We start from the raw sequence: 11,280 nt of genomic DNA, 5'->3' as shown, positions 1-11,280 counted from the left end.
GCGCGCGTCGTACAGCACGTAGGTGGCATGCAGGCCGGGCAGGCCGCGCGCGCCGTTGCCCGGAAAGATGTTGATGGTCTTGATGCCGAGAAAGCCGGCCTCGCTCCAGGCCGGCATGATCAGCACGGTGCCCTTGTCGCCGCTCGCGTTCTCGATGGCGTGCACGTGGCGCTGCGGCACCTGGGCCTCGGCCGCGAAGGCGGCGCGCAGCGCGGGCACGAGGCGCTCGAAGCCCAGCGGGGCGCGGGTGGCGGTGGCGTCGAAGTGCTTCATCGGGTGGGCGGGGTGGGTGCGATGGGGGCGGTCGCCAGCGCGGCTTCGAAGAACTCGGCGAGCGCGCGCTGGTAGGTGGTGCCGAAGCGGGCCTCGCTCATCGGCTCGAGATGGCCGGCGCCGGGCACCTCGATCAGCCGCTTGGGCTCGCGCGCATCGGCCAGCAGGCGCCGTGAGTGGTCGACGGGGATCACGGCATCGGCCGTGCCGTGGATCAGCAGCAGCGGGATCGGCGAGAGGGCGGCCACGTACTTCGAGGCGGCGTAGCGATCGCCCACGAGCAGGCCGGCGCCAGAGACCTTGTCGTTGGCGATCGAAGAATACGAATAGAAGGTCGACTCGATCGCCACCGCGCGCACGCCGGCGCGGTTGCCCGCGCCCACGGCCGCGATCGCGTTGGTGCCGCCGAGGCTTTGGCCGAACACGAGCAAGCGCGCAGGATCGACGTCGGCGCGCGAGCGCACGTGGTCGATGGCGCTGCCCGAGTCCTCGAACACGCCGCGGGGCTCGGGCTTGCCTTCGGAGTCGCCGTAGCCGCGGTAGTCGAACACGAAGACGTTGAAGTCCTGCTTCGGCAGCCAGGCGACGAAGCGCCAGTGCGAGGACATGTTCTGCGCATTGCCGTGGAAATGGATCACCGTGCCCTTGGCCTCGCGCGGATCGGCGCGGCCCGTGGCCGGAATGAACCAGCCGCTGAGCGCGGTGCCGTCGGTGCTCTGGAAGCGCACGCGCTCGTAGCGCAGGCCCAGTGCGTCGGGCGTTTCGTAGCGCACGCGGTCGGGGTAATAGAACATCGACTCGACGCAGCCGCCGAGCAGCAGCAGCGGCAGCGCGAGCAGCGCGCGGCCGGCCAGGCGCGCGAGACGGCGTGGAACGCTCATGGCGTGGTGGCGCGGCTTTCCGCCAGCATGTTGCAGAACAGCGCGCCCTGCTCGATCGCGTCGTCGAGCGCCACGTGGGTGTGCGGCAGGCCGGGGTCGAACCAGCGCCGCGGCATCGCGCGCTTGGTGCTGTCGCGGTAGTCGGTCTTCAGCAGGGCCATGGCGAAGGACTTGACGTCGAGCGCCGAATGGCTGAACGGGCTCTCGCCCGCGAAGCGCATCAGGTACCAGTAGACGAACAGGAAGTCGAAGCCCGCCGGGTAGGCCACGAAGACCGGCCGCGCCTTCAGGCCCTTGAGCCAAGCCACGTAGCTCTTCAGCATGCGCGGGCTCCTGCAGGTCGCTGCGGCAGGCGGCCCAGGCTTCGGGCTGCGTCCGCCACCACGCGGCGGTCTTCGGGTCGGCCTCGGCGCCGGGCAAGGTGTGCAGGTTGGCGCTGAAGGTGGACACCAGCTTCTTGTCGGCCGTGTAGGCGGCCGAGCCGAAGCTCAGCATCGAATGCGGGCCGGGGATGGGACCGTCGGATTCGACGTCGGTGCTGATGTAGATCTCTGTCATGGGATTCGATCGTTAGGAGGCGCGGTTTGCGCGAGGCCGGGCAGTCGGAAGACATGCAGGTCCTTCCAGTGTCCCGTCGAGTTCTCGATCAGCGCGACCTGCGTGCATTCCGCGCGAATGGCGCCCGAAGCCAGCAGCCGGGCCTGCAGTTCGCCAGCGGCGGCCTCCGCGTCGCTCGCGCTTCCGTGGGCCACCGTGAGATGAGGCACCACGCCCTGATGCTCGCCGCCGTAGGGCCGGAAGTCCGGAAAGGCCTCGACCAGCGTCAATGTCATCGAGACGAAGGGCGTCGCGGGTTCGGGCGCGAGGTAGGCCGTCGTTGGAAAGCGCCCGACCTTGCCGAGCACGAACGAGAACGCGCGGGTGCCGTCGAGCGCTTGCCGTGCGCGTGCCAGGACCTGCGCCGTGATCAGCGCGGGGTCCATGAAGGGCACGAGCAGCGTGATGTGCGCCGGCACGCCGAGCGCGACCGTTGCGTCGTAGTGCCGCCGCAGGTCCTCGACCATCGGCTCGGCGGCGGGGACCTTGACGGCGAATGCGGAGATGGGCATCGGGCGGAGGATAGCCGCTCAGGTGCCCGCAACGAGGCCCCATTCGAGCCCGAACTTCGCGAGGTACTTACGCAACCGATCCGCATCGTTCACCACGCTGCGCTGCGCCCGCGAGGCCTGGAACAGCTGCCTTCCGGCCTCCGACAGGCTGCGCGACTTCCGGCACACGCGCAGCACTGCCTCGAGCTGCAGCCGATCGAACAGGTCGAGCGAAGCGGCACGCGCCTCGCCGAGCAGCGCATCGAGGTCGGCAGCCTGTGATTCGCCCGCGAACGGCGCCGGCTGCGCGCGCTTCCACAGCCAGCGCAGCCGCGCGATCTCGGCCTCGACCAGCGCGACCGGGATGCGTCCGCCATCGGCCAGCGTGGCCAGCCGCGTGACGCTGGCCGAGAGGTCGCGGAAGTTGCCGCTCCACAGCGCCTCGGGGCTCTGGGCGAAGCGCAGGTAGGCGGCGCGTGCCTCGGCGTTGAAGCGCACCACGCGGTGGTTCTCGGCCGCATGCAGCGCCAGCAGGTGGTCGACGTTGGGCTCGATGTCCTCGGGGCGTTGCGCGAGGCCCGGCAGGTCGTAGGTCCAGAGGTTGATGCGCGCGAACAGGTCTTCGCGGAAGCGCCCCTCGGCCACGTCGCTGCGCAGGTCGCGGTTGGTGCCGGCGATGAGCTGGAAGTCGCTCTCGACCTCCTTGTCGGCGCCCACGGGGAAGAAGCGCTTCTCCTCGATCGCCTTGAGCAGCATGGCCTGCTCGTCGAGGCCCAGCTCGCCGATCTCGTCGAGGAAGAGCACGCCCTGGTGCGCCGTGCGCAGCAGGCCGGCGCGCTCGCTCGCGGCGCCGGTGAACGAGCCCTTCTTGTGGCCGAACAAGGTGGAGGCGGCGCCGTCGCCGCGCAGGGTGGCGCAGTTGACCTCGACGAAGGCGCCCGTGGCCTGGTGGCGCGACTGCTTGAGCTCGAACATGCGTCGTGCGAGGAAGGACTTGCCCGCGCCCGTTGGCCCCACCAGCAGGATCGGCGCGCGCGAGCGCACCGCCACGCGCTCGATCTCGTCGATCAGCGCGTTGAAGCGCGCATTGCGCGTGGCGATGCCGCTCTTGAGGAAGGCGACCGCGTCGCGCTGCTCGGCGTCGAAGCGGCGCGCGATGACGTCGTAGCGCGAGAGGTCGAGGTCGATCAGCACGTACTTGCCGGCTTCGCCCTCGCGCTGGCGCCGCGGCGGCGAGGTCTGCGCCAGCACGCCGGGAATGGTGCGCGACTCCGACAGCAGGAACATGCAGATCTGCGCGACGTGGGTGCCGGTGGTGATGTGCGACCAGTACTGCTCGCGCTCGGTGTCGAAGGGGTAGGCGCGCGCCCAGTCGTACAGGCGCGAGTAGACCTCGCCGAAATCCCACGGGTCGGCCAGGTCCATCGGCACCAGATTGACCGTGGTCTCGGGCGAGACGGCCGCGATGTCGGCCTTGACGAGCTCGGCCAGCGCCTTGTGCTTGAGCGTGTAGAGCAGCTCCATGCGCGCCACCACCATGTCCTCGTGCTGCGCGAGCGAGACGGTGGGGCGCCACTTGCTCCAGCGGCCGGCGCCCTGGCCGGCGTCGAGCTGGGTGCCGAGGAAGCCGATGACGACGATGGGTTTCATGGATAAGAAACTAGCTGAATTTATAAATTCTCTCGAATGCTAGCCGCATGGGCGTCGAGGTGTCAAAGGAAGGCAAGAATTTTTCCCCAGGAATATCAATGACTTGCGCGCTTCCGACCGCGCCGTGCCACGGATTGCCGCGACCTGGCACGCGGCCTGCAATGAAGAACCCGTCCGGATGCAGTTCATCCGCTCGCAGGTACCGCATGAAAGCGGTCCGGTGCCGCAGGCCAGACCTGTCTTGGGTCGGCGGTATGCCGCTATTGAACTGCCTGGCGACTGGACTCGATCCAGTTTGCTCATGGTTGAGCACCGTGTGGATCACATGGCGTTGCGGGTTCGATTCCCGCGAAAAACCCGGCGGTGCGTGCACCGCCATCCGATGGGGCGAAAGCCCCCCGCCCCGGCACACCGGAGCGATGGCGCAGAGCCCCGGTTCTGCGGCGCGCGCCACCGTGCCAAGCGCAGGCGGCTTGCGCACCGTGTGTGCGTCAGGGAATTGCGTGCGGCCATCGACGGCGAGGACGGTGAGGAGGGCGTTGCGATCGCGACGACAGGAGTCACCACCAAACCGCGCGAGCGCCGCGCTGCAGCCCCTGGCGACCGCGAGGCCCGCCGCCTGCCCTTTCGAGGGTCTGGATTCATTGCCAAGAACGAAACAACGAAACGAACGAAAAGCGAAGAAGGAGAGAAGAAATGTTGGGCTTCCACCAGATCACCATCAAGAAGAACGAGCGCGCACTGCTGCTGCGCAACGGCGACTTCGAGCAACTGCTCGGCCCGGGAAAGCATCGCGTGTTCGCGGGCTTCGATACCGTGAAGCTGGAGCGCTTCGCGCTCGGCGAGCCGGTGTTCGAGCACGAGCTGGCCGACTATTTCCTGGCGCGCGAGCCCGAACTGGTGGCGCGCGAGTTCGTGCAGGTCGCGCTCGGCGAAACCCAGGTGGGCCTGCGCCATGAGGACGGTGTGCTGGTGCAGATCCTGCCGCCCGCAACGCGCAAGCTGTACTGGCGCGGGCTGCGCGAGCAGCGCGTCGACGTGGTCGACGTGGCGGTCGATGCGCGCCTGCCGGCCGATCTGCTGTCGAAGCTGCAGAGCGTGGCGCTGCGTCCGCGTGCGGTGCAGGGTCTCGAAGGCGTGCTGCTGGTGCAGGTGCCCGAGTTCCACGTCGGCGTGTTGACGCTCGAGGGCCAGATGCAGGCGCTGCTGCCGGCGGGCAACCACGGCTTCTGGCGCTTCAACCGCCAGGTGGCGGTGAGCTGCATCGACCTGCGTTCGCAGATCGCGGAAGTGAGCGGCCAGGAGATCCTGACCCGCGACAAGGTGGGGCTGCGGCTGAACCTGTCGGCGGTGTGGCGCTTCGCCGACGTGCGGCAAGCCCTGGCCCAGATGCCGAAGCCGGCCGAGCATGTCTATCGCGAATTGCAGTTCGGTCTGCGCGCCGCGGTGGGCGAACAGACGCTCGATGCGCTGCTGGAGAACAAGGCGGCCATCGACCAGACGGTGCTGGCGCAGGTGCGCGAACGGCTCGAGGGTTCGGGTGTCGTGCTCGAGAGCGTGGGCGTGAAGGACATCATCTTGCCGGGCGAGATGAAGACCATCCTCGCGCAGGTGGTGGAGGCCGAGAAATCGGCCCAGGCCAACGTGATCCGCCGCCGCGAGGAAACCGCGGCCACGCGCTCGCTGCTGAACACCGCGAAGGTGATGGAGGGCAACCCCGTCGCATTGCGGATGAAGGAACTCGAGACGCTGGAACGCGTGGCCGAGCGGATCGACAAGATCTCGGTGATCGGCGGCCTGGACCAGGTGCTCAACGGGCTCGTGACGCTGCGGCCGAACGGGGCTTGAGCGGTCGGAAAGGGAAGATACGGGCACGCAGGCATGGAAGGGAGCGCCACTGCCAAAAATGTTGATGTTGCCGGCAGCCTGGGTAAGACCAGGTACGGCGGGCAAGTCGGTCGACGAGCAAGGTTGAGGATGCAGGTGCTGGCTCCGATGACGGGTCTGTCACTGGCGCGCGTTTCCAATCGTCGACTGGGCCGCTGGATTCAAGCACCGCGGTCGCCGTATTGATGCGGGTTCGACTCCCGCCGTGTCCACCATCAGAGGAAAAAAACTGGAGAAAAGCATGGAAGAGAAGAACGAAAAACAGAGCGTGAAGATCAAGCAGCCCCCGGTGCTGTTCAACAGGACCCAGGGCGTGATCGGCCAGCTCGCACGGCTGCTCGGCGGGCCCGTGGTGACCTACTGGAACAATCCGCGCGGCTCGGTGTGCCATTCGGACGTCGTCGCACTCTATGAAGTGCTCCAGAACGTCGGCCAGCACGAGACGATCTACCTGTTCCTGAAGTCCGGCGGCGGGAGCGGCCAGGTGTCGCTGCGGCTGATCAACCTGCTGCGCCAGCATTGCCGCGAATTGGTGGCGCTGGTGCCGCTGGAGTGCGCCTCGGCCGCGACCATGGTCGCGCTTGGAGCGGATCGCATCCTGATGGGACCCACGGCCTACCTGACGGCGGTGGACACCTCGCTCAACCACGCTTTGTCGCCCCTGGACCGGGACAACGACCGCGTGAGCGTGAGCCTGGACGAGCTCCAGCGCGTGATCCGCCTGTGGCGCGAACAGCAGGGCGACAGCACCGACAACGCCTACAAGTCCCTGTTCCAGTACGTGCACCCCCTGGTGGTGGGCGCGCTCGATCGTGCGGAATCGCTGTCGATCATGCTGTGCAAGGAGCTGCTGAGCTATCACATCGCGGAGAGCGAAGTCTCGGAACGCGTCGCCGCGACGCTCAACTCGAAGTATCCGTCGCACAACTATCCGATCCTGATGGACGAGGCTGTGAAGATCGGGCTGAAGGCCGAGCGTCTGCCCGACGAGATCAATCGCCTGCTGCTGCAACTGAACGGCCAGTACAGCGAAATGGGCCAGAAGGCCACCACGGACTTCGACGAGTTCCACGCCCATGGCAACGAGATCGTGAACATCTGGGAGAGCAGCGACATCCAGGTCTACTACCAGCAGGAGCGCGACTGGTTCTACCGTGCCGAGGAACGCCGCTGGATCACGATGAACGACAACAGCAGCTGGCGCCGTATCGACCGCCAGAAGGGAAAAATCCGAAAGGGTGTGCTGCACGTGGCATGAACACCCGCAGAGAGAACAAGAGGTAGATGAAATGCAAGAGAAGAACTACAAGCTGCACGAAGTGACCGACGGCGTGCCCGTGAAGATGTGGACCCGCGGCGTGCCCGTGGAAGACGAGGCGCAGAAGCAACTCGAGAACGCGGCCCGCCTGCCGATCGTGTTCAAGCACATCGCGGCCATGCCCGATGTGCACTACGGCATCGGCGCGACCGTGGGTTCGGTGATCCCGACCTTCAAGGCCATCATCCCGGCCGCGGTGGGCGTGGACATCGGTTGCGGAATGATGGCGTGCAAGACCACGCTGCATGCCAACGACCTGCCCGACAACCTGGGCCCGCTGCGTTCGGCGATCGAGAAGGCCGTACCGCACGGCTCGAACCCCAAGCGCATGGGCCCCGACAAGGGCTCGTGGGAAACGCCGCCCGACGAAACCGACGCTGCCTGGGCCAAGCTGGTGGATGAGTTCGATGCGATCTGCGAGGACTACCCGCGCATCAAGAACACGAACAACCACAAGCACCTGGGAACGCTGGGGACCGGCAACCACTTCATCGAGGTCTGCCTCGATGAGGCGGGTTCGGTGTGGTTCATGCTGCACTCGGGTTCGCGTGGCGTGGGCAACGCGATCGGCACGCACTTCATCGAACTCGCGAAGAAGGACGCGCAGCTGCACCAGCGCAACCTGCCCGACCAGGACCTGGCGTACTTCGAGGAAGGCGCCCAGTACTTCGGCGACTACGTGCGCGCGGTGGGCTGGGCCCAGAAGTTCGCACGTGCGAACCGCGAGGTGATGATGCAGCGCGTGGTCGCGGCCGCGCGCAAGGTCATCACGAAGCCTTTCGAGGCGCATGTGGAAGCGGTGAACTGCCACCACAACTACGTGAGCCGCGAAACGCACTTCGGCGAGGACGTGCTCGTGACCCGCAAGGGCGCGGTGAGCGCGAAGGCCGGTGAGCTCGGGATCATTCCCGGCAGCATGGGCGCCAAGAGCTACATCGTGCGCGGCAAGGGCAACCCCGAGAGCTTCATGAGCTGCAGCCACGGCGCCGGTCGAAAGATGAGCCGTACCAAGGCGAAGAAGCTGTTCACGATCGCCGACCAGATCGCCGCGACCGAGGGCGTGGAATGCCGCAAGGACGCCGACGTGATCGACGAGATCCCGATGGCCTACAAGGACATCGACGCGGTGATGGATGCGCAGAAGGACCTGGTGGAGGTGGTCTACACGCTCAAGCAGGTGGTGTGCGTGAAGGGTTAGCACAAGGAGGTCGTCTCGATCGGCCTCCCTTTTTCAGAGAGACCGGACGAGGACGACGAGATGAAGAGCAACAAGCAACGCCGCGCCGAGATCCGCGGCCGCCGCCTCGAGCGCGCGGCGCGCATCGAGGCGCAACTGCGGCTGCCCGAACAGCGGCACCTGCTGTCGCGGCGCGCGCCCGGTCTGGAGCCCGCCGACGTGGCGGTGCTGGCACGCCACAACAACACCTATGGCCCGCTGCCCACCTATTACGTCGACCGCGCCTTCACCTGCCGCGACTGCGGCGTCGAGCAGGTGTGGACGGCGAAGCAGCAGAAGTGGTGGTACGAGACGATGCACGCCAGCATCGACAGCCGCGCGGTGCGCTGCCTGCCATGCCGGCGGGCGCTGCGCGCGGCGCGGTCCGCCTCGCGCGAAGGCGAGGGCGCGAACCTGCTCGGCGAGATGTCGCAACGGCTGCGCGCGTTCGCCGACGCACCCGCTACGCCCGCGGCGCGCGCCGAGGTCGACGCCGCGCTCGAGAGCAAGTGGTGGGGCCTGCGCACGCTGGCGGTCGAGGCACTGGGCCATTGGGGTTCGGCGGCCGATCTCGCGCGCCTGCGCGCGCTCGTCGATGCCTGGCAACCGTCATGGAACAGCTGGGAGCGACAGGGCGCGCAGGTGGCGGCCGAGGCCTTGGCTGCGAAGCTGCGCCATCCGGCCGACGAGGACTGGGCACTCGAAGCCTGCCTGCGCGGCCATGCGAGCCCGTGGAACTGGCGTGCCTTCCTGGCCGCCATTCCGCCCGCGCGCCTCGCGGCATGCGGCGAAGCGGAGTTCGCGCGGCGCAGCGAAGGGCATCATCGGCTGTTGCGGTGGCTGGCGATGGCGCATTGCCTGGGTCTCGCGCCCGGGCCGGCGCAGGTCGCGGCATTGAACGCCCATGCGGACAAGGAGGTCCGCCAGTGGGCCCAACGATTCGGGAGAAAGCCGGAATGAGCGCATCGAAGGACGAGGTCGTGCCGATGGCATTGGAGGCGGCGGCGGCGCACGACGCGCTGCGCGCCACGCTGCAGCGCGTGGGCGTGGTGTTCGAGTTCATCGTCTGCCGCGTGGCCGGCGAGGCACCGTCCGTGGGTGAAGCGCATCATCGCGAGGTGCTGCGGCGGCTGGGCGAGGAAACGATGGCGCGGGCCGAACGCCACTGGCGCGAGGCCATGGAAAAGAACCCGTCCTTGCAGCCGGCCAGCTTCGATGCGCAACGGGCCTTCGACGTGGCGAGCGCAAGCGCGACGCGGCTCGACGCGGCGGCGGTGGTCGCGGCCGACAGCTATCCACCGAACCATCGCATCGCGCACACGCGCGACCTCGACGAGGTGGACTGGTTCGAATGGCTCTGCCAGGCCTTCGGCGATCCGCCCTATCCATTGGTCGTGGCCGACGAGACCGAGCGTGCCACGCTGTTCCCGCGCTTCTGCGAGGCCATCGGGCTGCTGCCGGACGAAGGCCTCGTGCTGCTCGACTGGGTCGGCGATCCGGAGCGCGAACCCGAGCGCAGCACGTGGAGCGCGTATTTCGAGGACGGCAAGGAGTGGTGGGGCATCTGGTGCTTCACCGTGTGGAATCCGCGCCGTGGCACGCTGGCCGCGGTGATGGCGAGTACGACGGATTGAATGACGCACGACAGGGAAAGGACAACGATGGAACCGCAACGACATGAAGAAGAACGCATCCGCTCGGCCCACCCGGTCGAGCCCGCCATGCGCGCGCAGATCATGGAAGAACTCGCCGCCATCGAGGCGCGGCACGAGGTCACGGTGCTGTTCGCCTGCGAATCGGGCAGTCGTGGCTGGGGCTTTGCCTCGCCCGACAGCGACTACGACGTGCGCTTCATCTACGTGAACCGCCTGCCGTGGTACCTCACGGTGACGCCGCGGCGCGACGTGATCGAGCTGCCGATCAGCGGCGATCTCGACATCAACGGCTGGGACCTGCGCAAGGCGCTGGGGCTGATGCGCGAGTCGAACCCGACGCTGCTCGAGTGGCTGCGCTCGCCGATCGTCTACCGCGAGGACGCGCAGGCGATGCCGCGCTTTCGCGCGCTGTCGGAGGCGGTGTTCTCCAATGCGCGCGGCTGGCATCACTACGCCTCGATGGCGAAGAAGAACTTCCGCGAGCACCTGCAGGCCGAGACGGTGCGCTACAAGAAGTACCTCTACGTGCTGCGCCCGATGCTGGCCGCGCGCTGGATCCGCATGCGGCCCGGCGTGCCGCCGATGCGCTTCGCCGACCTCGCGCAGCACACGCTCGATGCGGTGCGCGATGCCGCGCTGATCGACGAGATCAACGCGCTGCTCGAGGTGAAGATGCGCGCCGGCGAGGCCGCGACCAGTCCGCGCTGGCCGGGCATCCATGCCTTCATCGAGGCGGAGCTGGCCGCGCATGCGGCCGAGCCCGTGACGGCGCTGCCGCCGGCCGATGCGTCGGGGCTCGATGCCTTCCTGAGCGACACGGTGCTGCGTTTCGGAGGCGGCGATGCGAAGGGCGCGGTGCGCCACGAGTCGCAGGGTTGCGGCTGAGGACGCAGCAAGGACAACGGGGAACAGGGGCGCGCGAGGACCGCGCCCACTACGAGAAGAACAGCCATGAAAGAAGAAATCCAACGAGAACAGGCGCATGCGGCGCCGTTGCAGGCCGTCGTGCTCGACGGCTCCCAAGGCGAGGGCGGCGGCCAGATCCTGCGCACCAGCCTCGCGCTGTCGATGGTCACGGGCCAGCCCATGGCCATCGAGAAGATTCGCGCCGGCCGTGCCAAGCCGGGCCTGATGCGCCAGCACCTCGCGTGCGTGAACGCGGCCGCCGCCATCAGCGGCGCGGCCGTCGAGGGCGTCGAGCTCGGTTCGCAGTCGCTGCGCTTCACGCCGGGCCCGGTGCGCGCTGGCGAGTACCGCTTCGCGATCTCGGGCGCGGGCAGCTGCATGCTGGTGCTGCAGACCGTGCTGCCGC

Annotated in this window: 11 protein-coding genes and 2 pseudogenes; 7 read left to right on the top strand and 6 right to left on the bottom strand. The window is 67.8% G+C overall.

All coding sequences use genetic code 11. The features are described from left to right. From AC27VN_RS19605 to AC27VN_RS19580, 6 genes and pseudogenes are all read right to left on the bottom strand, one after another. Nucleotides 1-273, bottom strand: a pseudogene (locus AC27VN_RS19605) (bifunctional Delta(1)-pyrroline-2-carboxylate/Delta(1)-piperideine-2-carboxylate reductase); the annotation flags it as partial. Further along, complete coding sequence (locus tag AC27VN_RS19600) at nt 270-1,154, bottom strand: alpha/beta hydrolase (RefSeq protein WP_490877580.1); 885 nt, start codon at nt 1,152-1,154, stop codon at nt 270-272. The pseudogene AC27VN_RS19605 and the gene AC27VN_RS19600, both read right to left, overlap by 4 nt. Then, a pseudogene (locus tag AC27VN_RS19595) lies at nt 1,151-1,712 on the bottom strand (3'-5' exonuclease family protein). Before AC27VN_RS19595 ends, AC27VN_RS19600 begins: the two are co-directional and overlap by 4 nt. Continuing rightward, entirely contained in the window at nt 1,709-2,263 is a 555-nt protein-coding gene (locus AC27VN_RS19590; RefSeq protein WP_490877579.1) for a 2'-5' RNA ligase family protein, read from the bottom strand. The pseudogene AC27VN_RS19595 and the gene AC27VN_RS19590 overlap by 4 nt, the downstream one beginning before the upstream one ends. Before the next feature lie 18 nt (nt 2,264-2,281). Then, complete coding sequence (rtcR, locus tag AC27VN_RS19585; protein ID WP_490877578.1) at nt 2,282-3,892, bottom strand: RNA repair transcriptional activator RtcR; 1,611 nt, start codon at nt 3,890-3,892, stop codon at nt 2,282-2,284. Between the two features lie 10 nt (nt 3,893-3,902). Next, the gene (locus tag AC27VN_RS19580; protein WP_490877577.1) at nt 3,903-4,373 is read right to left on the bottom strand and encodes a hypothetical protein; all 471 of its coding nucleotides are present in this window, start codon (nt 4,371-4,373) and stop codon (nt 3,903-3,905) included. Between the two features lie 215 nt (nt 4,374-4,588). Between AC27VN_RS19580 and AC27VN_RS19575 the strand changes: the two genes are divergently transcribed. The 7 genes from AC27VN_RS19575 to AC27VN_RS19545 form a co-directional block, all read left to right on the top strand. Further along, entirely contained in the window at nt 4,589-5,740 is a 1,152-nt protein-coding gene (locus tag AC27VN_RS19575) for a slipin family protein (protein WP_490877576.1), read from the top strand. 280 nt (nt 5,741-6,020) lie between these two features. Next, nucleotides 6,021-7,037, top strand: coding sequence for a hypothetical protein (locus AC27VN_RS19570; protein ID WP_490877575.1), 1,017 nt, complete (start codon nt 6,021-6,023; stop codon nt 7,035-7,037). A 31-nt stretch (nt 7,038-7,068) separates the two neighbouring features. Next, a complete protein-coding gene (locus tag AC27VN_RS19565) occupies nt 7,069-8,295 on the top strand; it encodes an RtcB family protein (RefSeq protein WP_490877574.1) in 1,227 nt (408 codons plus the stop codon). A 60-nt stretch (nt 8,296-8,355) separates the two neighbouring features. Further along, entirely contained in the window at nt 8,356-9,273 is a 918-nt protein-coding gene (locus tag AC27VN_RS19560) for a zinc-ribbon domain containing protein (protein WP_490877573.1), read from the top strand. Further along, a complete protein-coding gene (locus AC27VN_RS19555; protein WP_490877572.1) occupies nt 9,270-9,947 on the top strand; it encodes a hypothetical protein in 678 nt (225 codons plus the stop codon). The genes AC27VN_RS19560 and AC27VN_RS19555 overlap by 4 nt, the downstream gene beginning before the upstream one ends. 27 nt (nt 9,948-9,974) lie before the next feature. Beyond that, nucleotides 9,975-10,853 (top strand): nucleotidyltransferase domain-containing protein, encoded by an 879-nt coding sequence (locus AC27VN_RS19550; RefSeq protein WP_490877571.1) that lies wholly within the window; start codon nt 9,975-9,977, stop codon nt 10,851-10,853. 66 nt (nt 10,854-10,919) lie between these two features. After that, nucleotides 10,920-11,280: RNA 3'-terminal phosphate cyclase (locus AC27VN_RS19545; protein WP_490877570.1), on the top strand; the 361-nt coding region annotated here is incomplete at its 3' end.

Source organism: Variovorax sp. 20P10.2.4 (assembly GCF_058244205.1).
The sequence above is the reverse complement of the archived record's forward strand: the minus strand, read 5'-3'. Positions and strand labels throughout refer to the sequence as shown.